26 protein-coding genes are annotated in these 22,043 nt (G+C 34.0%); 16 read left to right on the plus strand and 10 right to left on the minus strand.

Translation table 11 applies throughout. The features are described 5' to 3' along the window. The first annotated feature begins 28 nt into the window (after positions 1 to 28). The gene (gene rplU / locus H599_RS0101955) at positions 29 to 451 is read left to right on the plus strand and encodes a 50S ribosomal protein L21 (RefSeq protein ID WP_026712572.1); all 423 of its coding nucleotides are present in this window, start codon (positions 29 to 31) and stop codon (positions 449 to 451) included. A gap of 24 nt (positions 452 to 475) precedes the next feature. Beyond that, on the plus strand, positions 476 to 742 hold the full coding sequence (gene rpmA, locus H599_RS0101960) for a 50S ribosomal protein L27 (protein WP_026712573.1): 267 nt from the start codon (positions 476 to 478) through the stop codon (positions 740 to 742). 243 nt (positions 743 to 985) lie between these two features. Here the strand turns inward: rpmA and H599_RS19060 are convergent, their stop codons facing one another. Both H599_RS19060 and H599_RS0101970 read right to left on the minus strand, forming a co-directional pair. Then, on the minus strand, positions 986 to 3,808 hold the full coding sequence (locus H599_RS19060) for an outer membrane beta-barrel protein (RefSeq protein WP_051590611.1): 2,823 nt from the start codon (positions 3,806 to 3,808) through the stop codon (positions 986 to 988). An 82-nt stretch (positions 3,809 to 3,890) separates the two neighbouring features. Continuing rightward, entirely contained in the window at positions 3,891 to 5,609 is a 1,719-nt protein-coding gene (locus H599_RS0101970) for a tetratricopeptide repeat protein (protein WP_026712574.1), read from the minus strand. A 263-nt stretch (positions 5,610 to 5,872) separates the two neighbouring features. Between H599_RS0101970 and H599_RS0101975 the strand changes: the two genes are divergently transcribed. Both H599_RS0101975 and H599_RS19065 read left to right on the plus strand, forming a co-directional pair. Then, positions 5,873 to 6,166, plus strand: coding sequence for a nucleotidyltransferase family protein (locus tag H599_RS0101975; RefSeq protein ID WP_026712575.1), 294 nt, complete (start codon positions 5,873 to 5,875; stop codon positions 6,164 to 6,166). Then, positions 6,156 to 6,374: a HepT-like ribonuclease domain-containing protein gene (locus H599_RS19065; RefSeq protein ID WP_051590612.1), complete on the plus strand. Its 219-nt coding sequence runs from the start codon at positions 6,156 to 6,158 to the stop codon at positions 6,372 to 6,374. The genes H599_RS0101975 and H599_RS19065 overlap by 11 nt, the downstream gene beginning before the upstream one ends. Before the next feature lie 84 nt (positions 6,375 to 6,458). Here H599_RS19065 and H599_RS21295 read toward each other — a convergent pair whose 3' ends face one another. Together H599_RS21295 and H599_RS0101990 are read right to left on the minus strand one after the other, a co-directional pair. Continuing rightward, a complete protein-coding gene (locus tag H599_RS21295) occupies positions 6,459 to 6,590 on the minus strand; it encodes a hypothetical protein (protein ID WP_262493875.1) in 132 nt (43 codons plus the stop codon). A gap of 5 nt (positions 6,591 to 6,595) precedes the next feature. Then, on the minus strand, positions 6,596 to 6,994 hold the full coding sequence (locus tag H599_RS0101990) for a tetratricopeptide repeat protein (RefSeq protein WP_162174243.1): 399 nt from the start codon (positions 6,992 to 6,994) through the stop codon (positions 6,596 to 6,598). Between the two features lie 106 nt (positions 6,995 to 7,100). Here H599_RS0101990 and H599_RS19070 point away from each other — a divergent pair, with 106 nt between their 5' ends. Then, positions 7,101 to 7,355 (plus strand): helix-turn-helix domain-containing protein, encoded by a 255-nt coding sequence (locus H599_RS19070; protein ID WP_051590613.1) that lies wholly within the window; start codon positions 7,101 to 7,103, stop codon positions 7,353 to 7,355. 106 nt (positions 7,356 to 7,461) lie between these two features. Here the strand turns inward: H599_RS19070 and ahcY are convergent, their stop codons facing one another. Further along, positions 7,462 to 8,778, minus strand: a complete 1,317-nt coding sequence (gene ahcY / locus H599_RS0102000) for an adenosylhomocysteinase (RefSeq protein ID WP_026712577.1) — start codon at positions 8,776 to 8,778, stop codon at positions 7,462 to 7,464. A gap of 277 nt (positions 8,779 to 9,055) precedes the next feature. On the opposite strand from ahcY, the gene H599_RS0102005 reads away from it, so the two are divergent. After that, complete coding sequence (locus H599_RS0102005) at positions 9,056 to 9,688, plus strand: 4'-phosphopantetheinyl transferase family protein (protein WP_026712578.1); 633 nt, start codon at positions 9,056 to 9,058, stop codon at positions 9,686 to 9,688. A 1-nt stretch (position 9,689) separates the two neighbouring features. On the opposite strand, the gene H599_RS0102010 is transcribed toward H599_RS0102005, so the two are convergent. The 3 genes from H599_RS0102010 to H599_RS0102020 form a co-directional block, all read right to left on the minus strand. Beyond that, positions 9,690 to 10,082, minus strand: a complete 393-nt coding sequence (locus H599_RS0102010) for a group III truncated hemoglobin (RefSeq protein WP_026712579.1) — start codon at positions 10,080 to 10,082, stop codon at positions 9,690 to 9,692. Position 10,083: 1 nt separating this feature from the next. Continuing rightward, positions 10,084 to 10,362 carry a hypothetical protein gene (locus H599_RS0102015; protein ID WP_026712580.1) on the minus strand — a complete coding sequence of 93 codons (279 nt, stop codon included), beginning with the start codon at positions 10,360 to 10,362 and terminating at the stop codon, positions 10,084 to 10,086. A gap of 74 nt (positions 10,363 to 10,436) precedes the next feature. Then, a complete protein-coding gene (locus tag H599_RS0102020) occupies positions 10,437 to 11,033 on the minus strand; it encodes a Crp/Fnr family transcriptional regulator (protein WP_026712581.1) in 597 nt (198 codons plus the stop codon). A gap of 91 nt (positions 11,034 to 11,124) precedes the next feature. Between H599_RS0102020 and H599_RS0102025 the strand changes: the two genes are divergently transcribed. The 6 genes from H599_RS0102025 to H599_RS0102050 all read left to right on the plus strand — a co-directional run bounded on the left by H599_RS0102025 (position 11,125) and on the right by H599_RS0102050 (position 17,220). Continuing rightward, on the plus strand, positions 11,125 to 11,856 hold the full coding sequence (locus H599_RS0102025) for a geranylgeranylglyceryl/heptaprenylglyceryl phosphate synthase (protein WP_026712582.1): 732 nt from the start codon (positions 11,125 to 11,127) through the stop codon (positions 11,854 to 11,856). Positions 11,857 to 11,859: 3 nt separating this feature from the next. After that, a complete protein-coding gene (pnuC, locus tag H599_RS0102030) occupies positions 11,860 to 12,489 on the plus strand; it encodes a nicotinamide riboside transporter PnuC (protein WP_026712583.1) in 630 nt (209 codons plus the stop codon). A gap of 60 nt (positions 12,490 to 12,549) precedes the next feature. Then, positions 12,550 to 14,109 (plus strand): DUF4301 family protein, encoded by a 1,560-nt coding sequence (locus H599_RS19075; RefSeq protein WP_081810488.1) that lies wholly within the window; start codon positions 12,550 to 12,552, stop codon positions 14,107 to 14,109. A 2-nt stretch (positions 14,110 to 14,111) separates the two neighbouring features. Beyond that, the gene (gene arfB / locus H599_RS0102040) at positions 14,112 to 14,513 is read left to right on the plus strand and encodes an alternative ribosome rescue aminoacyl-tRNA hydrolase ArfB (protein WP_026712584.1); all 402 of its coding nucleotides are present in this window, start codon (positions 14,112 to 14,114) and stop codon (positions 14,511 to 14,513) included. Positions 14,514 to 14,516: 3 nt separating this feature from the next. After that, a complete protein-coding gene (locus tag H599_RS0102045; RefSeq protein ID WP_026712585.1) occupies positions 14,517 to 14,780 on the plus strand; it encodes a hypothetical protein in 264 nt (87 codons plus the stop codon). A gap of 220 nt (positions 14,781 to 15,000) precedes the next feature. Further along, positions 15,001 to 17,220: a TonB-dependent receptor gene (locus tag H599_RS0102050; protein ID WP_026712586.1), complete on the plus strand. Its 2,220-nt coding sequence runs from the start codon at positions 15,001 to 15,003 to the stop codon at positions 17,218 to 17,220. Positions 17,221 to 17,279: 59 nt separating this feature from the next. Here H599_RS0102050 and H599_RS0102055 read toward each other — a convergent pair whose 3' ends face one another. Beyond that, positions 17,280 to 17,699 (minus strand): Rieske (2Fe-2S) protein, encoded by a 420-nt coding sequence (locus H599_RS0102055; protein ID WP_026712587.1) that lies wholly within the window; start codon positions 17,697 to 17,699, stop codon positions 17,280 to 17,282. Between the two features lie 161 nt (positions 17,700 to 17,860). Between H599_RS0102055 and greA the strand changes: the two genes are divergently transcribed. From greA to H599_RS0102070, 3 genes are all read left to right on the plus strand, one after another. Continuing rightward, positions 17,861 to 18,337 carry a transcription elongation factor GreA gene (gene greA, locus H599_RS0102060; RefSeq protein WP_026712588.1) on the plus strand — a complete coding sequence of 159 codons (477 nt, stop codon included), beginning with the start codon at positions 17,861 to 17,863 and terminating at the stop codon, positions 18,335 to 18,337. A 64-nt stretch (positions 18,338 to 18,401) separates the two neighbouring features. After that, entirely contained in the window at positions 18,402 to 18,791 is a 390-nt protein-coding gene (locus tag H599_RS0102065) for an HIT family protein (RefSeq protein WP_026712589.1), read from the plus strand. A gap of 174 nt (positions 18,792 to 18,965) precedes the next feature. Continuing rightward, positions 18,966 to 20,147 carry a transglutaminase domain-containing protein gene (locus H599_RS0102070; RefSeq protein WP_026712590.1) on the plus strand — a complete coding sequence of 394 codons (1,182 nt, stop codon included), beginning with the start codon at positions 18,966 to 18,968 and terminating at the stop codon, positions 20,145 to 20,147. Between the two features lie 5 nt (positions 20,148 to 20,152). Here the strand turns inward: H599_RS0102070 and H599_RS0102075 are convergent, their stop codons facing one another. After that, complete coding sequence (locus H599_RS0102075) at positions 20,153 to 21,301, minus strand: sensor histidine kinase (protein ID WP_026712591.1); 1,149 nt, start codon at positions 21,299 to 21,301, stop codon at positions 20,153 to 20,155. 329 nt (positions 21,302 to 21,630) lie between these two features. Between H599_RS0102075 and H599_RS0102080 the strand changes: the two genes are divergently transcribed. Next, positions 21,631 to 22,008 carry a DUF3127 domain-containing protein gene (locus tag H599_RS0102080; protein WP_026712592.1) on the plus strand — a complete coding sequence of 126 codons (378 nt, stop codon included), beginning with the start codon at positions 21,631 to 21,633 and terminating at the stop codon, positions 22,006 to 22,008. Positions 22,009 to 22,043 lie beyond the last annotated feature (35 nt).

Consider the following 22,043-nt stretch of genomic DNA (forward strand, 5'->3'; position numbering starts at 1 on the left):
ACCTTAAAAATCAATAAATCAATTTGGTATGTATGCAATCGTAGAGATAGCAGGGCAACAATTCAAAGTAAGCAAAGACTTAAAGGTTTATGTTCACCGTTTAGCTAACGAAGAAGGATCAAAAATTTCTTTTGATAAAGTTCTTTTGTTAGATGACAATGGAAATGTAACTTTAGGCGCCCCAGCTATAGAAGGTGCTTCAGTAGAAGCTAAAGTGTTACAACACTTAAAAGGAGACAAAGTTATCGTTTTCAAAAAGAAAAGAAGAAAAGGATACAAAAAAAGAAATGGTCACAGACAATATCTTACTCAAATTGTAATTGAAGGTATTACTGCAGCAGGTGCTAAAAAAGCGGCTTCTAAAAAAGCAGCAGCTGAAGCAACTGTAGAAACAGCTGAAGCTCCTAAGAAAAAAGCGGCTAAAGCTAAAAAAGAAGATACTCAAGAATAATAACAATATTAAAACTTAAACATCATGGCTCACAAGAAAGGTGTCGGTAGTTCTAAGAATGGTAGAGAATCAGAATCGAAACGTTTAGGTGTTAAGATTTTTGGTGGACAAGCTGCTATCGCAGGGAACATCATCGTAAGACAAAGAGGTTCTAAACACAATCCAGGTGAAAATGTTTACATCAGTAAAGATCACACACTACACGCAAAAGTAGACGGAATTGTGAAGTTCCAAAAGAAAAGAGATAACAAATCTTATGTTTCTATCCTTCCATTTGAAGTAGAAGCTTAATTGATTTTCTCAGAATTATTTAAAAAACCCATTCCTAATGAATGGGTTTTTTTGTGTTTAAAGCTATGTGATGAGATTTTCATGGTTAATAAAAAGGAGTTAAGCTTGGTTGTGTAAAGCTAAATAGTGGAAATTAGATGCTTTTTTGCAAGCTTATTATCTCTAAGAAATAATAAATCCCCTTGTTTTAAATGAGAAACAAGGGGATTTATCGTTGAAAACTGAATTAATAATTATAGTAGCTTAATCCATTGGACCTCGGGGTCTGCCACTGCCAAATCCTCCCGGTGGGCGATTGCCTCTGTCCATGCCTTCCATGTTACGATTGTTTCTTCCGGGAGCTTTTTGTGTTCCTGAGAAGTTTTGAATTTTATAAGTAAGTGAGAACATTGCATAGCGTTGTAAAACCGTATTGTAGTTGTCAGTAACTGCCGTTGATGAAATGCTTCGGGTAATACTTTGGTTTTGGTTTAAAATGTCATAAACTTTTACTTTGGCAACAAAGGTTTTGTTTAAGAAAGTGTATGATAAACTGGTATTCCATAAGTAGAAACTTTGATTGATGGAGTTGTAAGTGTAACCAAAATCATTCCCCCAAATCCAATTGGTTGGCCAGTATGATGTTGTTTGCAGATTAATTCGGTGTACTACATTGGATCTTGATTTAAGCGAACTGATATCATAATCGGTTTCATTATAAGAGAAATTATAAGAAGGAGCGACAGTGAAAAATTCGCCATAATCATAATTTAAATAGATTCTTGGGGTAATTCCTTTGGAAGTAGCTCCGTATAAAACGCCATTGGTTGATGCTTTGTCGAAATTATAACTTGCGTTTAAGGCAATTCCGTATCTCAATAAATTAGATTCCTGTTTGATAGATTTATTCCAACTACCACCTCCGGAAAAGGAGTAGGTTCCTGAAATATTAGTATAAGTTGTGGTTCGGCTATTGTTAGGATTGTAATTAGAAGTGCTGATAATGTCATTTTTGTTATAATTGGCATTCAAGTAAAGGTTGTATCCGGAACGGGTTCGGAAATCAAAATTTCTATAATTTAACCTTGCGCTATGTGTTTCGGTAGGATTCAAATCCGGATTTCCGGTAACCGTGTTTATGGTGCTGGATACGTTTGTAATTGGAAGTAGTTGAGAAGCCGAAGGTAACGACTGGTCGTAGTTGTATCTAAAAGTAAAAAATTTAGAACGATCTAGTCTGTATCGAATTTGTAAAGCATTACTTGGTAATATGTGTTTTTGATTCAAATCGATGGCTTCTCCTTTGTAAAACGAATGGTTATCATATTGTAAAATAGAGGCTGATGAGTTGATGTCAAAAGTGAATTTGTTTTTTTGAAAACGGATACCTGTTTTTGGAACAATACTATTTTGTTTAGATGTCAAAAAGGTTGTTTGATCCTCGTTAATATTGGTGTAAACATTGTTTCCGATATCATCAAAAGTTTTATTGTCGTTAATGTTGTTTTGATAATTGTATTCTACTCCAATTTTAAATCGAATGGAATCGGTTACGGGTTCGGTATATTCAATTTCGGCAGAATAAGAATCGCTGATGCTATTGTTTCTACTGTTCTGATCTCTGGAGATATTCTTTTCTAGTGTTCCGTCAGGTTTGTAAAAATTTGTTTCTGATTCAACAAAGTTATTTGAGTTTGAATTTGAATTATTGTTATTGAATACGAAGCTTAAATTTCGGGCTTTTTTCTCGAAAGATTTATTGAAGTTGATTGAGTTGCTAAAGCTGTTTGATTCGTTTCTATTGGACGATAATGGAGTATCAGTGTCATAAGCTCGCTTACCAGTAGTTAGGTTGTCACTAGTGTTGTTAGAAGTGTTATTGCTTTCGGAAATAGAGTTGTTGAATCTGGGAGCAACAAATAATCTTACGGTTGGCGATATTTTGTATTCTAATTCTACATTGGCTTTGTGACTGCTGTTTCTGTTGTCCGTTTTGGAATTAGAAACAGTATAGTACGAATTGCCATCCTCACGTAACTCGGTTGATTCAGAATAGTGTTTGTTTTCAGTATGGGCGTCTGAATAGTTATAACTTGCATTAGAATTAAAATTTTTGATTAATTCGTCAGAATAGTTAAAACCAAGTAAATTGGATGTGGTGATTCCATTTGCCTGACTTCTGTTTACCGTTGATCCTCTGCTATTTCTTCCGCCGCCCATATTGTCAAAAACTTCGTCCTGCGAAAATCCCTGTGCATTAATATTGTTAGAAGAACCTAGCAAACTTATTTTTCGTTTATTGTTAAAATAATTTAGAATAAAACTGGATTCATAGCGGTCGTCTGTTCCATATCCGGCCAGGAATTTTCCAAAATAACCTTTGTTTTTATCCTCATCAATCGTCAGGTTGATACTGGAATTGTCTGAAGCAGCCTGATCTTTAGAATATTCTTCTTTTTTGGTTTTAAAATCAGAAATTTGAACTTTATTAATGATTTCTGCAGGAAGATTTTTCAAAGCCATAGCACCATCACGGTCAAAGAAAGGTTTGCCGTTTACTAAAACCTGCGTAACTTCCTTACCATTAGCGGTAATTTTCCCGTCGCTATCCACTTCAATTCCGGGAAGTTGTTTTAAAAGAGCTTCTACGTTAGCATCCGGACGTGTTTTGAATAAAGAAGCCTTGAATTCTATGGTGTCGTTTTTAACCCGAATAGGCGGGTCTTCTCCTTTTACGGTTACTTCGTTCAATGTGTTAACCGATTCAGAAAGATAGATGTTGTTAAAATCTTTATTAGATGTAATTCCTTTTTGTTCTTCGATAAAAGTGTCAAATCCCATGTAAGTGACTTTCAAAAATACGGGTTTGTCGTTTTTCTTCGCAGCAAAATTGAAGTCTCCGTTTTTATCGGTTAAAGTGTATTCTAAAACAGTAGAATCTTTTACGGTTGTAATGTACACAGTTGCTGATTCCAGCGGAAGTTGGTTGTTGATGTTGAGTACTTTTCCTTTTAAGATGTAGCTGCCCTGAGCCGATGCTAAAAAAGGAAAGCATAATAAGAACAGAAATGATAAATATTTACACATAATAATTTGGTTAAACTTAACATAAGATGTTAATTAACCGGAAAGGTTTAATTAAAAGTGTGAAAATTATATTTATTGGGGCTTATTTGATTCTTGAGGTGGTTATTTTAATATCTGCTGTAGCCCAGCTTTTGGTTATTTTACGATCTATTTCTTTCGCTAAATTTTGTTTGCCTAGTTTTTTATAAGCTAATTTTAATCCGTGATGCGCCCATCCGTTGTTTGGGAATTGTTTGAGGTCTATTTCGTAGGTTTTGATGGCTTCGTTATATTTTTTGGCTTCAATTTGAACAGCTCCCAAATGATGTCTTACCGAGAAAAACCAATCCGGAGGTTCGTTGTAGTTGAGATTGTCTTCTGTTTTTATGGCTTTTTCAAGTAGTGAAATACTTTGGTCGTATTTTTTTTCAGAAGCTAAAATTTCTCCTTTAAGAACCTTAGTTGCAATTTGAAGAATATCGTGCATGGAGTTAAGTTCCCAAATGGTCATTTTTTTCATGGCGGGATCATTGGCTAAAATTTCGAGTTTGACCAATTCGGCTTTGGATTTTGTAAAATCTTTTTTGCCAAGATATGCCATGCCTTTTGCATAATGAGAAATAGCTAACGGATATTTTAAGGTGTCGGATACTAATTTCATTTTTAGAATTTCGTTCCATTTTCCAAATTTTACCGCAACAAAATAAGGTATTACATAATAATGCTGTAGTGTTGCCCATCCGGGTTCAATCATGGTTTTGGGATGAACTAATTCGGAGGTTTTTTTAGCGGCCGGCATTGCCCATTTATAGTTTCCTTCTAATGTGGCGCAAGCAGCCATAAAATGATAATTGTGCGGATAGTAAGCCAGCGGATAAGCTCCCTGTGCGTGGCATAAAGTTACATAACTGCTGTCTTTTTTGACGGCGTTTATATTGGCTAAAGTGCCTTTGTGGTATTCTCCGGTTCTGATATAAATATGCGATGACATATGAATAAGATGTCCGGAACCGGGAACTAATCCTTCGTCAAAAAGTTTTGCCGATGGATTGCCTCTTTCTGGAGTTTTGGATGCTTCTACAGCATGAATATAGAAATGATTAGCGCCAATATGTTTTGGGTCTCGGGTTAATATATTTGTCAAAATTGATTCAATTTCAGGAGTCCATTTTTCAGGAGTTCCATTTTTGTTATACAAATCCCAGGGATGTAAATCCATAATCGATTCGGCGTAAATGGTAGCGATATCAAAGTCTTCCGGGAATTTATCGACCACGTTTTTCATTGCTTCTGAATAAGCAATGTCTAAGGAACTTCGGTCGTCAATTGGTTTGGAAACATATCTTTTGGATAAAGCCATGATTAATTCTTTTTCTTTTTCATTCGCTTTATCAGAAAGTTTTATCGCTTGTTGGATGGCTTTATAAGCTCTTTTGTAATTATCCGGTTCCATTCCGGCATTGTAATTGGGACCCAGTACATAGGCATATCCCCAAAAACACATGGCGCATTGCGGATCTAATTTTGTAGCATAATAGAATGAGCGTGCTGCTTCTGCATGATTAAAGCCATAGGCAAGGGCTAGTCCCTGATTGAAATATTTTTGGGCTTCTGTATTTTTAGTAGTTATGGGGTAGTTTATGACATCTAATCCTTTAAATAGTGGTGCTTTGTTGTCGGTTTCAAACCATTTGGCGTCAGTTGTAGCAGGAGCACAACTCAGACTGTTTTTTCCTGCAACGATTTTCTCTTTTTGCGGAGTTTCCTTTTTGCAGGAGAAAAATAAAACACAGACGATCATTATTTGGATTAAGGTTCTCATGATTTCTGAATTTATCTATATCAAATTTAAATTAAATGTATTTGAAATCAAAAAGTTGTGTGTTTTTAATTGGGGGTGGTATATAAAAACAAAACCCGACCGCTTTTAAAAGCGGTCGGGTTTGAAAAATAGTATAGCAATTTGAAATTCTTATTTCAACGAAAATACGAGTATGAATTATGAATTAGCTTTTTAGAATCAAAAATTAGCAGCCTGCAATTTGTTTGGTATTTTTAAGTAAATTTGTTTAAACAATTGAAAAGATGGGGCTTACTAATTCTCAAATAAATATCATAAAAGATTTTTTTTCGAAACAACCCGTTTTGAAAGCCTATCTTTTTGGTTCTTATGGAAGAGGAAATGAGAATCAGGATAGTGATATTGATTTATTAGTTGAATTAGATTACAGTCAACCCATTGGTTTGGAATTTATCCAAATGCAATTGGATTTACAAAATCTACTTTCCAAAAAGGTTGATTTAGTTTCCGCACGAGGGCTTTCAAAATATATTCAGCCTATTCTGGATAAAGAAAAAAAGCTAATTTATGCAAGATAGATTAGGAGATAAAGTTAAGTTGCTTCATATCATTGATGCTATAAACGAAATTGAAAATTACATACAAGATGTCGATTTTGATCATTTTGTAAAAAATTCCATGATGTTTAATTCTAGTTTACGCCAACTTGAAATAATTGGCGAAGCCAGTAATCGATTGTCTGAAAAGTTATTAAATGATAATTCTGCTATTCCTTGGTGGTTTTAAAAAAAAACTCCTAGACTTTTTAAATTTTAGAGGTTAGTTTTTTTATTTAAAATGGCTGAATATTTTTGAAGAGTAGAAAGTAATTTAAAATCTGTCGTCTGATGAAAACATTTTTATTGCGATTGCTACTACAGCAATTGCTATTGTAATAACGGGATGTGTTATTAATAACCAAATACCAAAACCGACTATTATTATACCTATTAAAATTTCCATTGCAATTATATTTTTTTGTTTATGAGAATTAATAAATTTTTTTTATCTTCAATGGCTTCTGAAAAATTTGGTTTTAAAAGAATAGCCATATTATAATCTTCTAAAGCTCCGATAAAGTCATTTTTTTGAAACTTCGCAAAGCCCCGATTATAATATGCATCGGGATAATTTGGTTTTAGTTTTATTGCTTTGTTGATTTCTATAATAGCATTGTCGTAGTAATCATAATGATTATTAACCCAGCCTTTTAGAAAATATATTTCAGCATTGTTTTGATCTAATTTTTCTGCTTTATATAATAAGTCTTGAATTTCAACATAAGAAGTAAAAGGACTTCGATGTGGATTGTAAAACTTTTCTATTGCTTTATTGATATATTCTTCAGATGTGCTTTTTGAAAACAAACCCATAGTGTTTTTTTATTTGATTCAAATGTAATAAAAAATTCTATTATATAGTGTACTTTATTTTAGAGTACCACAAAAAATACAAATTTTTGAGATTTGAGGTATGGAAAATTCTTCAGAAAACCTCAAATCCCCCGAACTCGAAGCAATAGCATTGCGATTAAAAGAACTACGAAAATTGAAAGGCTATTCCAATTATGAGCATATTGCTTTTGAGTTAGGAATGAGTAGGTCTGCCTATTGGAGATTGGAAACAGGTGCAAATTTTGAATTAAAGACTCTTATTAAAATTTGTAAGCTATTGGAAGTGAGTTTAGAGGATTTTTTTAAAGGAATAAATATTCCAACTACAAAATAAGAGTTTAGGATGAATGTGTTGTTAGATTTTTAAAACAAAAAACCCTCACATCACTGCAAGGGTTAAATCTGAAATCATAAATCGCTAATCAGCAATCTAAAATCATTTAGTATCTGTAATATTCCGGTTTGAATGGTCCTTCAACTTCCACACCAATGTAAGCCGCCTGATCAGGACGTAAAGTTTCTAATTCAACACCTAGTTTAGCCAGGTGTAAGCTAGCTACTTTTTCATCCAAATGTTTAGGCAACATATACACTTCGTTTTTGTAAGCAGCACTGTTGTTCCATAACTCGATTTGAGCCAAAGTTTGGTTTGTGAAAGAGTTAGACATTACAAAAGATGGGTGACCAGTAGCACAACCTAAGTTTACTAAACGACCTTCAGCTAAGATAATGATATCTTTTCCGTTGATAGTATATTTGTCAACCTGAGGTTTGATTTCGATTTTAGAAGCACCGTGGTTTTTGTTTAACCAAGCCATGTCGATTTCGTTATCAAAGTGTCCAATGTTACAAACGATAGTTTTGTCTTTCATTTGCTCAAAGTGCTCACCAAGAACGATATCTTTGTTTCCTGTAGTCGTAATGATGATATCAGCATTTCCAATTACAGTGTTTAATCTTTTTACTTCGTAACCGTCCATTGCAGCCTGTAAAGCACAAATTGGATCGATTTCAGTAACAGTAACAATAGAACCAGCACCTCTGAATGAAGCCGCAGTTCCTTTACCTACGTCACCGTATCCGCAAACAACCACTCTTTTACCGGCTAACATAATGTCTGTAGCACGACGAACAGCATCTACAGCCGATTCTTTACATCCGTATTTGTTGTCAAATTTAGATTTAGTCACAGAATCATTTACGTTAATTGCAGGCATTGGCAATGTTCCGTTTTTCATTCTTTCATATAATCTGTGAACTCCCGTTGTAGTTTCTTCAGATAATCCTTTGATTCCAGGAACTAATTCAGGGTAACGGTCAATAACCATATTAGTCAAATCTCCACCATCGTCCAAAATCATGTTCAATGGTTTTCTTTCTTCACCAAAGAATAATGTTTGCTCAATACACCAGTCAAATGATTCTTCATCAAGACCTTTCCAAGCATAAACCTGAATTCCTGCAGCAGCAATAGCAGCAGCAGCCTGATCTTGTGTAGAGAAAATGTTACAAGAAGACCAAGTAACTTCAGCTCCTAAAGCGATTAAAGTTTCAATCAAAACAGCCGTTTGAATGGTCATGTGAAGACATCCTGCAATACGAGCTCCTTTTAAAGGTTGTTCGTCTTTATATTCAGCGCGAAGTGCCATCAAACCTGGCATTTCAGCTTCAGCAAGTTCAATTTCTTTTCTTCCCCAAGCCGCTAGAGAAATGTCTTTTACTTTATAAGCCACATAAGGCGTAGTTGTAGTACTCATTTATAGTATATTTGTAATTATAAATTTTTTGCAAAATTACATAATAACTTTAGAATTAAACTAATTTATCTAATATTTATGAAATGTTTAATGCATTAATAGTTAGAACTTTAGTTTGAAAATGTTTTTTAGAAGCTAATCCTGCCATTCACTATATCTTTCCAGCCGAACACCGGCAGGAAAGGATGCCGTTGCTGTCAGGGCTAGAAATATATCTGGGTTAAGAGAGAAAACTCATCCCGATAGCTATCGGGACTCAAATTTATAATTCAAAAGAATGCCATTATTTAAAAAGATAATATTTAACCCTACTACAAAAATTTACATTTGGAAAATAACCGAATCTTTTGAACAATTGGTTCAGGAAGTTCGTTTAAATCCCGTTTGTCAGGAACGCATTAGTAACATGAAATCCGAAATGCACCAACGCGGTTTTCTTAGCGTACGTAAGCTGTTGGAAGAAGCTGGTTATAGCGATTTTGATTTGTATTATGATGCTTTTGGTAAACCGCATTTGCAGGACGGGAAGCACATTTCCATCACACATTCCCATCAATTTTCTTCCATCATTATAAGTGACGAGGTGGTTGGAATCGATATCGAATTGCAAAGAGAGAAAATTATCTGCATTGCCGATAAATTTTGTGAAGCCGAATTTCAATATTTAAACCGCGAAGAAACCGCAGAATATATTCGGAAATTAACGGTAATTTGGGGAGCCAAAGAAGCTATTTTTAAAATTCAAAACGAAAAAGGAATCAGTTTTAAAGATCATATTGCTGTGAATGCATTCGATTTGAATCAGACGGAAACTTTAGCAAATCTTCATTTTTCAGGTTGGAATAAAGAGTTCCAAATCTTTTTTGAAGAAGTGGAAAATTTTACTTTAGTGTATGCTTTAGAGAAATAATTTACACGGAAACACTTCGGTTTCTAAACATATTGAGATAAATATTACCTCCCATTCTGCGGGCTCTGTTTTTCAAAATAGTTGTATTTTCTCCTTCATAAAGGCTGTCTAAGGTCTGAAACCAATAATTCAACCAAATTCCAAATTCGTAGGGAGTAATTTTTCCCTGAAAATGTTTATCTACTTTGTTGTGAACCGCAATCGGATTGCCTTTGTATTTGCGAATGCCAAATAAATTAGTTTCCCAAAAATCGGTGAGTTTTTCCAGATGACTGTCCCAATCACTAATGAGTTCGTTAAAATAAGGGCCAATTTCTTCATCAGCCCTTATTTGATCATAAAATTGGTGAACTAAAACCGAAATATCGGCCCTGTTTTGAATATCTTTTTTCATCTTACAGATTTATGATGATAAAAAAGATGCTGGAAATCATACTGGCTAAAACAGCATTGAAAACTACTTTGTGTTTCATTTGTGCCAAAATAGAAGTATTCGCTAACATTGAAATAAATACTACAAGCACCAGTTGAATCATTTGTATTAACGAAGTTCCGTTGGTTAATACAGCCATCGCGGCAGCACCTCCTAAACAGCTTTGTACCAAGATGCTTAAAGCTGCTGATGCAAAATAATTAGAGTCAAATTTTTCGAAGGTATGGTTGTAAAGTGTCATAATAATTTGTTTTAATAACACAAAATTACGACGGCTTCCAAGTCATATTTTATGACTTAAATCATAAAACGAAATTATCGGTACACTTTTCGGTTAATTATTTTTAAATCGCCTTTTTTCTCCAGTGATTTAATGGCTCTGATTACGGTTTCTACCCGCAACCCGGTTAAATCGGCTATTTGCTGGCGGGTAAAATGGATATGAAAACCGGCCGTTTCTTTCTTGAAATTCAATTGTTTTATCGAATAATCAATTAGTCTTAAAATGCGATGTTCGGGATCCTGTGAGGAAATTTCAGCTGCCATTACCGATTTGTAATACAATCGTTGGGAAAGATTTTTGATGAATTTTAAACTAATATCCGAATGATTTTGCAGCATATCCAATAATTGGTTTTTGGTAATCACAATCAATTCGGTGTCAGTAACAGCAACAGCATTGGCGGGATAAACTTGTTCAATAAACAAGGGAGGTTCGCCAAAACATTGGTTTTCATAGAAAATTCCCTGAATAAATTCCTTGCCTTCTTCGTTATAATTATTCATTTTTACTTCGCCCGAAATGATTTGGAAATACAGTAAAGCCAAACTATTCTCTTTAAAAATGAAGTCGTCACTCTTATAATTTTTTCGGATTCCGCCATATTTTTCGAGTAAAGCAACAGTAATCATAAGGAAGAAATTTTAGGATTTTTAGCTGTTAACAAAGATAATTGTTTCAAAATGGTTCCGGTACTGTAAAAACTTTTTACTTTTACCTCAAATGAAAAATAATACCATATATCAGGAAATCCTTCAGGCGAAGTTAGTGCGTAAGCAATTATTAGCGATTCTTTTAGATCCTGATAAAATAGTTTGGGAAAGTCTCCCGGAATTGATTTTGAAGATTAATCAATCGCCGGCAACGCATGTTTTTATTGGTGGAAGTCTGGTTGGGAACAGTATTCTTGATGCCTTAATTCAGCAAATAAAAAAAGACTGTACGTTACCAGTTGTGCTTTTTCCGGGCGATGTTTCACAAATTTCCAATCATGCCGACGGAATTTTGTTTTTGTCTTTGTTATCTGGTCGAAATCCGGATTATTTAATTGGTCATCAGGTAAAAGCAGCTCCGATTTTAAAAAAATTGCAACTTGAAATTATTCCAACAGGATACATTTTAATTGAAAGTGGCTCGCAAACCGCTGTAGAACGTGTGAGTCAAACCAAGCCTTTGGATAGCAATAATTTAGATTTGGTTTTGGCAACGGCTTTGGCAGGGGAAATGTTAGGGAATAAATTGATTTATTTAGAAGCCGGAAGCGGTGCTCAAAAAGCCGTTTCGCAGGAGATCATTAAGTTGGTCGCTCAAAACACTAACATCCCTCTCATTGTAGGTGGTGGAATTACAGACCGAAAAGGAATTCAAAAGGCTTATGATTCCGGAGCGGATTTGGTGGTGATAGGTACAGCTTTTGAAAGAGATAATAATTTTTTTAATTTTTCAATAAAATAGTAAATGATAGCGTTTTTTCTGGATACCTATAAAAATGTTCCAACATACCACATTATATTGGAGTTTATAGCCTTTGTATGTGGTATTCTGAGTGTTTGGTTTGCTAAAAAAGAAAATATTTGGGTTTACCCCATAGGATTAATTGCGACAGCTATTACCACTTATTTGCTATATCTTGCGGGTTATTTGGGGGACATGTTAGTCAATGGATATTTTGCTATAATGAGTATCTATGGCTGGTATTATTGGGTTAAAAATGGTAATCAAACAAACGATTTTCCTATAACGAGAACTAATATTAAAGAAAAAATAATAGGAATTGCATTGTTTTTTCTAACAATAATCGTAGTTTTCTGCATTTATACTTTTTTTGATTACGAAATTAAAAAAGATAATTATATCGATATTTTTACTGCAGGTCTGTTCTTTACAGGAATGTGGTATATGGCGAAGAAAAAAATTGAGAATTGGACACTTTGGATTGTAGGGGACCTTATAGCGACACCTTTATACGCTTATCGTGGACTGGGGATGTTATCTTTCCAATATTTAATTTTTACAATTTTGGCTGTTTCAGCTTATTTAGAATGGAAGAAAATTTTAAGTGACCAAGAGGCAGTTTATTTAGAATAATATGGGTGAAAGAGGAATCTCAATAGTAGAGAAATCAAAGTCAGTTGAAGATTTAAAAAAATGAAAAGTATGGGCTTGTCTGAACAGGATTTGAAGCAAATCAATGAACATGGTGTTTCTATAGATGCTATAAAAAAACAGCTTGCTATTTTTAAGAAAGGTATTGCCAGGATGGAATTGCTGGAAGCGGCAACTGTGGGCAACGGAATTCTGAAATTGACTAATGAAGATTTTGTTGAAAAAGCGCATTTTTTTGACGAACATAAATCAGACTTAAAATTATTGAAATTTGTTCCGGCTTCCGGGGCTGCTACCAGAATGTTTAAGTTTTTGACAGCTTTTTTGAATGATTTTAATATCGAAAAGGAAACGATAAATGCTTACATCAATAGAAAAAAAGACAGTAAATTACCTGTTTTTTTAGTAGGTATGGAAAAGTTGCCTTTTTTTGAAATCATTTATAAAAAGCTGAAAGAAGAAATTCAGAATTTTGATTCACTTCCACGGGACTATAAAAATTATTATTTTATAAAATTCATGTTGGATGCAGATTATTTTGATTTTGCTTCCAAACCTAAAGGAATTTTGCCTTTTCATAAATATGCCACGCGAATAGCTACTCCAATTGAAGAACATTTGTATGAGTGTGGGTATTATTCCACAACCAATGGAAAATCCTATCTGCATTTTACCGTTTCTGAATCACATCAAACGCAATTTGAACAAATTATTAATGAGGTAAAAGCTAATGTTGAAAATGAAACGCAGACAAAAGTTGAAGTCAGTTATTCCTGTCAGGATAAAAGTACCGACACGATTGCAGTAAATATGAATGATAAGGCGTTTAGAACCGAAGAGGGTAAATTACTTTTCCGACCTGGCGGACATGGAGCTTTAATTGGTAATTTGAATCGTTTGGATGCCGATATTATTTTTATCAAAAATATAGACAATGTGATTTTGCATAATAATGAAACTATTGCATTGTATAAAAAAGCTTTGGCCGGAATTTTGCTGGAATTGCAGCAGGAGATTTTTGCCTGTTTGAATCTCATGGATTTGTACACCATTGATGATAAACAAATCGAAGAGATTAAAAATTTCCTGAAAACGAAGTTGAATGTTAGTGTAAAAGCTGATTTTGATTTATATACTTTGGAAAATAAAATCAAGGTGTTAAGAGAAATTTTAGACCGACCAATCAGAGTGTGCGGAATGGTAATCAATGAAGGCGAACCGGGTGGCGGACCTTTTTGGGTAAAAAATGGAGGAAAAGGCGCTTCGTTGCAAATTGTAGAATCTTCACAAGTGGATCTGACTAATAAAAAGCAGGCTAAAATTATGGCTAATGCTACTCATTTTAATCCGGTGGATTTAGTATGTGCTACCAGAAATTATAAAAGTGAAAAGTTCGATTTACATCAGTTTGTTGATGAAAATGCTGGGTTTATTGTAGAAAAAAATCATTTGGGAAAAGATATCAAGGGTTATGAATTGCCGGGCTTATGGAATGGGGCCATGGCGAACTGGCTGACTGTTTTTGTTGAAGTACCTTTGATTACCTTTAATCCGGTGAAAACCGTCAATGATTTATTAAAAGAAGCGCATCAGTCGTCATAGAAATGGAGATTCAAAAAATCATATCGGAGTTACAATACAAAGCCGTTCGAAGCAGCGGAGCAGGAGGGCAAAACGTGAATAAGGTTTCGTCGAAAGTCGTATTGTCATTCGATTTGAAAAATTCTCAGGCTTTGTCAGAAGAAGAAAAAGCATTGTTAGAAATGAATTTGGCTTCCAGATTAACCGGAGATTTGATTCTGAATCTCAACTGTGATGAAGACAGAAGCCAACTTAAAAATAAAGAAATTGTAACCAAGCGTTTTTTGGAATTGATTAGAAAAGGACTAATTGTTCCTAAAATCAGAAAGGCTACCAAAGTTCCCAAATCAGTAATTAAAAAACGAATTAAGGATAAAAAGAATCTTTCCGACTTAAAAAAATCACGTAAAAAACCAAAGTTTTAAATAATGGAAGAACAGAATAAAAATAAAACTGCTAAAAAATATTTTTGGGAAATTTTATGCATTATTTTAGGAACTATTATTTTTAAGTTTGGAATTGATGATGGTTTTAAAGGTTCGATAGGGTATAATTCAAAGGGTATAATGGGAGTTCATAATGGATTTATGGAAGCTTTTTATGGACTTCTCCTAATTATAGGTGGTTTTGGAAGTATTTATTCAAAAAAAAATGAAGTAATCTGTGGTTTGATTTTTTGTAATTGCTATTGATTTTTGTAATTGCAATTTTTAACATTACCTTTGCACCGTCTCAAAGGGGTGCTCAAAATAACGAGCTGAGATCATACCCAACGAACCTGAGCGAGTAATGTTGCTAAGGGAAATTAAGATGAATTCATGTAGAAAATCATGAGTTTGTCAGTTGAACAAATCTATTTATTACATTAACAAAAAGAATAATTCCCCCTTTTATTCGTAAAAAAAATTACGGATGAAAACTATTTTTCAAGCTACTAAGTTGCAAAGTTGCAAAGGTTCTAAGTGTAGCAAAAAGTCTATTTTCTATTCTCTATTTTCTGTTTTTTATTCTCTTTTTTCATTTGCACAGCAAAAACAAAAAGACAGTACTCAAGTAAATCAATTGGATGTAGTACTGGTTTCGGCAGTACGGGTTACTACAAAAACGCCGGTAAGTTTTAGCAATTTAGACAAAAAAGATATTGCACCTCGCAATTTAGGTCAGGACATTCCGGTGTTGATGAATTACATGCCGTCGGTAGTGACAACTTCAGACGCCGGAAATGGTTTTGGATACACAGGTATTCGTGTACGTGGTAGTGATGCAACAAGGGTCAATGTGACGATTAATGGAATTCCATATAACGATGCGGAAAGTCATGGCACTTTTTGGGTAAATATGCCTGATTTTGCTTCTTCATTGCAAAGTTTACAATTGCAACGCGGAGTAGGAACTTCAACAAACGGTTCGGGTGCTTTTGGGGCGAGTTTGAATATGCTGACTGATTCTTATTCGAAAAAGAGCAGCGGAGAAATTTCGAATTCCTTCGGAAGTTTTAATTCTCATAAACATACCGTGAAATTCAGTACCGGATTGATGAATGATCATTTTGAAATTGCCGGACGTTTATCCACTTTAAAATCGGATGGTTATGTAGACAGAGCCTCTTCTGATTTAAAATCGTACTTTTTACAGGGAACTTATGTGGGAAAAACTACTTTGATAAAAGCGTTAGTTTTTGGAGGAAAAGAAAGAACGTATCAATCCTGGAACGGAATAGATGCGGCTATGATGGCTGTGGATAGGAAGTACAACTCTGTAGGAGAAATATTTGATAATGAGGGTAATTTTCAGGGATTTTATAAAGATCAGGTAGATAATTACAATCAGGATCATGCGCAATTGCATTGGAACGAAAAAATTTCAGATAAATGGAGTACTAATTTGGCTTTTCATTATACTAAAGGAAAAGGGTATTATGAAGAATATGTAGATGATTGGAAATATACCAATTTGTATTATTCCGATGATGCGCAATATTCATTTTTAGGTTTAGATCCAATTGTTGTTGACGGACAAACGATAACCTCTACAGATTATACCAGAAGAAAATGGTTGGATAATGATTTTTACGGGACAACTTTTTCAGCGAATTATACAGATGAAAAACTGAATGTAATTGTAGGAGGTGGAGCTAATCGTTATGAAGGAGCACATTTTACCGAATTATTATGGTTACAATATCCATCAAATAGTCAAATAGGAACGCCAATGAATTATAACATGGCGACTAAAAATGATGTGAATGTTTTTGCCAAAGTAAATTACCAACTTTTACCAAGCTTGAACTTCTTTGCTGATTTGCAATTGCGAAATGTACATTACAAAGCCAATAGTTCTGAGACAGGAATTGTAAATGATAATTTTAATTTCTTTAATCCTAAAGCAGGTTTGACTTATACGGTTGATAATGCTAATGCGATTTATTTTTCGTATGCCAGAGCGAATCGTGAACCAAACAGAACCGATTATGAAGGCGGAAGTGTAAAGCCGGAGCAATTAAATGATTTTGAATTAGGCTGGCGATTTGTGGCGCCTAAAGCACAAATTAATCTGAATGGATTTTATATGCGATACAAAGACCAATTGGTGTTAACAGGTGAATTGGATGATGTAGGAAACCCAATTAGAACAAACGTAGGTAAAAGTTATCGTTTAGGATTAGAAGTGGATGCTAAATTCCAATTGGATAAAAAATGGGCAATCGCTCCTAATTTTACTTTGAGTGATAATAAAAATATCGATTTTGTTCTGGATAACGGAAGTGGTTTGACTAATTTAGGAGATACTAATATTGCTTTTTCACCAAAATTAATTGCAGCAAATAGCGTGTTGTTTTCACCAATTGAAAATTTACAATTGAATTTATTGTCAAAATTTGTGGGGAGTCAGTATATGAATAATATTAATGACGGTCAGGGTAAGTTGAAGGATTATTTTGTAAATGATTTTAATGTGGTTTATACTATTTTCCCAAAAAGCGTTTTTGAATCAATCAGTATAAGCATGTTAGCTAATAATTTTGCTAATAGAAAATACATTTCCAACGGAGCCGATTATGGCGGAGGTTATGTGTATTATTATCCGCAGGCCGGAGCTAATTTCCTGGCTGGGCTGACCCTGAAGTTTTAATTTGTAGTTTTTTATATTTAAAGTGGGCTGAAAATTTAAATTTTCAGCCCACTTTATTTTTAGTTATATACTCTAAGAATACTACCTATTTTCTCTACCCGGTATTGTTTTAAAGGATATTGTAGTTTCCCCTGTCCGGTAAATAAGCTATATTCTTCATTGTCACAAGGACACACTAAATTGATTCCGTCCAAAGTTAAAGTCGAACAACTGCTGAGTGCTTGATTAGGACAGGCGGCATCAAAAGCGTTGTAGCCACTTCCGGTATTGAAAACATAAATTCCTTTTGGTCCTACTTCGGGACCGGCATAATAAATGGCATTGCTCACGAAATTGAGTTTGGAGTAAGCCGGATAATTCAGGTCGAAAGTTACAGTAAAACTATAGTTAGGGATGTATGGGTTTTTGTTGTTAAAACCATTGTCAGAACAGGAAAAAAATAAGAGACAAATAGTGAAAAGCGTGATGATTTTTTTCATGTTTTAATTTGTAAAAGTGTTGGTGAAACAAATTTAATTTATTTACATTTGAAATAATATATGGTTAACATATAATTATATACTATAAAAAAATATAGTATCTTTGTGGAAAGAAATCCCGTTCCGATGGGATTTTTTGTATTTATATAAACGATGAAATTATGAGTAACGTATCTTATTATACTGCTGAGGGATTAAAAAAATTAAAAGAAGAGTTAGATTATTTAAAAGCAGTGATGCGTCCAAAAGCGTCTCAGGACATTGCTGAAGCCCGTGATAAAGGTGATTTGTCTGAAAACGCAGAATACGATGCTGCGAAAGAAGCTCAGGGATTATTAGAGATGAAAATTTCTAAACTGGAAGAGTTATATGCTAATGCAAGATTAATTGACGAATCGCAATTAGACTTGTCCAAAGTGTTGGTTTTGTCCAGTGTAAAGATAAAAAACCAGGCCAATGGCATGGAAATGAAATATACGTTGGTAGCCGAAAGTGAAGCCGATTTAAAAACAGGAAAGATTTCAGTAACTTCTCCTATAGGAAAAGGATTGCTTGGGAAATCAGTTGGTGAAGTAGCGGAAATTACGGTGCCAAACGGAAAATTGAAATTCGAAATTTTGGAAATTACCAGAGAGTAAATTTTAGTTTAACCGTTTGATCGTTAAAATCGGTTAAACGATGAATCAAATAAACGAATAAACTATGAGTACAATATTCACCAAAATAGTAAACGGAGAAATTCCATGTTATAAAATCGCTGAAGACGAGAATTATTTTGCGTTTTTAGATATTAATCCAAATGCAAAAGGACATACTTTGTGTATTCCGAAATTTGAGGTCGATAAGATTTTTGATATGGACGAAGCACATTTTTTAGGCTTGATGCATTTTTCCAGAAAAGTAGCCAAAGCTATTGAAAAAACCGTTCCTTGTAACCGAATTGCCATTTCGGTTATCGGATTGGAAGTGCCGCATGCTCATGTTCATTTGATTCCGTTAAACACAATGGATGACATTCGCTTTCAGAAAAAGGTAGTTTTGAGCAAAGAAGAATTTGAAAATTTAGCTCAGGAAATTAGGAGTAATTTATAGTTTGTAAAATAAAATTTTAAAAAAAATCGTTTAGAGAGTCTTTCTTTAAACGATTTTTTTATTCATAAATCATTCTGGTTTGGAATTTGTTAGAAAGTAATTTGTAACAACTTGTAGAGCGAATCTTATTTTATATATTTGGCAATTATTCTGTAAGTATTTTTTTATTTGACTATGAAATCTTTCTTTTTATTAGTTTGTTGTGTTTGCTGTTTTACGGTTTTTGCTCAAAAAAGGCAAAAAGTCCAACATAATTATGATGTAATTGATGCAAAAATGGATAAAATGCCTGTGACTGCTGCGCAGTCGATGGAAGGTATTAGTAATTATATAAAGAATAATTTTACGACAGAACCAGAACGAATACGTGCTGTTTTTTATTGGACAACCAAAACCATTAGTTATGATGTCGATAATATGTTTGAAGTAAAATTTGATGAAAAATTAGAAGATCGGATAGAGAGAGCTTTCGATAATAGAAAAGGAGTTTGCTTTGATTATGCCAGTATTTTTAATGAATTAGCGAATGCAGTTGGAATAAAATCCTATGTGATTACGGGTTATACCAAATGGAATAAGATAAAGGTTGATAATTTATCGCATGCCTGGAACGCAGCCCGAATTGATAATAAATGGTGTTTGTTTGATCCTACCTGGGGTTCGGGTTATGTTTTAAACGGCATTTTTACCCGAAGACTTGACGATAAAAATTTTATGGTTGATCCCGAAATCATGATTAATACCCACATGCCTTTTGATTATTTGTGGCAGTTTAAAAATTATCCTGTAAGCAATCAGGAATTCATGGAAGGCGTTTATGAAGGGGATGAGCAAAAGCAAAAATTTGATTATGGAAAAGAGTTGGAGCGTTTTGAACGATTGCCTAAATTGGAAAGACTTTATGATGTTGCGCAACGAATTGAAAAGGGCGGCATGAAAAATCAGCATATTGCTCAGGCGTATGTTCATGCTAAAACTGCGTGGAGAAATGAAAACGAAAGAGAGAACGGCAAAAAGTATTCAGAAATCGTGAATCAGTTTAACCGTGCTAACCGACAGTTGAATGATTTTATCAATTACAGAAACAAACAATTTCAGCCTTTAGTTTCGGATGATGAACTAAAAAGACGAATTCTGGATGCCAGAGATAGTTTGGTGCGATGCCGGGAACATCTTTTTGATTTTGAAAAAAATATCAGTAGTGCTAATAAAATGAGTGTCGATAATCTGAAAGAAGCCATTTCTAAAAGACTTGATAAATCAGAAGAGTATTTGCAATTTGTAAATGCGTATTTATCCAAACCGCTTGCTGCCCGAAAAATGATGTTTTATAAAGTGGTTACCAAAACAAAATAAAAAAGTTACAGTAATTTTTTTAAGACAATTTGCATTGTAGTCCCTTTGCCTAATTCAGAATTCAAAACCTTTATATTGCCTTTGTGGTATTCTTTTACAATACGTTTGGTTAACGAAAGTCCCAATCCCCAACCTCTTTTTTTGGTGGTAAAACCGGGTTCAAAAATGGTGTTGAATTGATTTTTAGGAATTCCGCTTCCGGTGTCAGAAACGTTGATTTTTACGGTTTCTGAATCCTCCTGAATGCTGACAGCTATTTTGCCTTTTCCTTTCATGGCATCAATAGCATTTTTGATGAGATTCTCTATAGTCCAGCTGTGCAAAGTAGGGTTGAGTAAGGTGTAAATATTTGATTTCGGACTTTCAAATGAAAATTCAATTTGTTTGGAAAATCGCGATTGCAAATAATTGTAAGTTTGAAGCGTGCTTTCGATAATATCGACTTTTTCTAAAACCGGTTCCGACCCAATTTTTGAAAAACGCTCGGTAATAGTTTGCAAACGATTGATGTCTTTTTCAATTTCTGAAGTGGTGGTTTCATCAATGTTTTCGGTTTTTAAAATTTCTACCCAGCCAATTAATGAAGAAAGCGGTGTGCCTATTTGATGTGCGGTTTCCTTAGCCATTCCGGCCCAAAGTTTGTTTTGAGTAGCTATTTTGGTACTGCGGTAAAAATAATAAATCAATGCCGAGAACAGGAAAATAATCAAAAGCAGAGCAATAGGATAATATTTCAATTTATTGAGTAAAGCCGAGTTGCCATAGTACCATTTTTGGAATTTATTAGGTGCATATTCAATAATAATCGGCTCGTTTTCTCTTTTTAAACCGGCCAAAAAAGTCATGGCTTTTTCCTTGTCTTTTACAATATTTTCATCGATGTTGAGGGTGTTAATGATGCTGTCGTTTTCGGTAAGAATCACCGGGATAGAAGTATTGTTGTTGAAAATTTGCAATGGAAGTTCTACATCGGTATTTTCATCGGCATTGATGAGTGTTTTTTGGGCTTTTGCCAAAAGATTCATCTTCAGACGTTCTTCATTTTTAAAAATCTGAAAAAAAGTATAAGTGTTCCAAAGGATTAAGGAAATAATAAGAAATGAAGCGAATATAAGAATCCACCTTCCGGTACTTCTTTTATCAGAAAATTGCATAAATGATATTTTGAGCTATAAATATAACGAAATATCCCTGTTGTTGTTTTAGTTTAGCTTACAATTTTGAAGATAGTTCGCCTCAAAAGCCCAATCATTCTTAGAAAAAAGAACTTGTTAAACAAGTTGTTAAAAACTATCATCGAAATAGTAAAACAAACATTATTATCACACAGAAGAAGTTGTTATATTTGTAAATCAAATGTTTTTCCGGAAGAGTTTTGCATTCCTTTGATTTTGAGGAAATAAAAATTTGAAAGAGAAAAGTTGTTTTCCGGTTTAGGAATACTTTTGAAAAATAATATTATTTAACAGTTAAAATAACGAAGATGGAAGTTACAGGGAAAATTAAAGTTGTCAATCCGGAGCAACAGGTAAGTGCGTCATTTAGAAAGAGAGAAGTAGTTGTAACTACAGAGGAACAATATCCTCAACACATATTGATTGAATTTACACAAGATAAATGCGATTTATTAAGTAATTATAATATTGGTGAAGCAGTTAAGGTTTCTATCAATTTAAGAGGTAGAGAATGGGTTAATCCGCAAGGAGAAACCAGATATTTTAACAGTATTCAAGGGTGGAGAATTGAAAGACTGGCTACTGAAGCTCCTGCTGCTCAAATGCCTCCTCCAATGCCGGCTGCTCAGGCATTTGCTCCCGCTACTAATTTAAATGAAGATGAACCGGACGATTTACCGTTCTAAGAATTAAATTCGAAATTTTTAAATTCCAAATTCCA

It is taken from the genome of Flavobacterium daejeonense DSM 17708 (assembly GCF_000425425.1).
GTDB lineage: Bacteria > Bacteroidota > Bacteroidia > Flavobacteriales > Flavobacteriaceae > Flavobacterium > Flavobacterium daejeonense.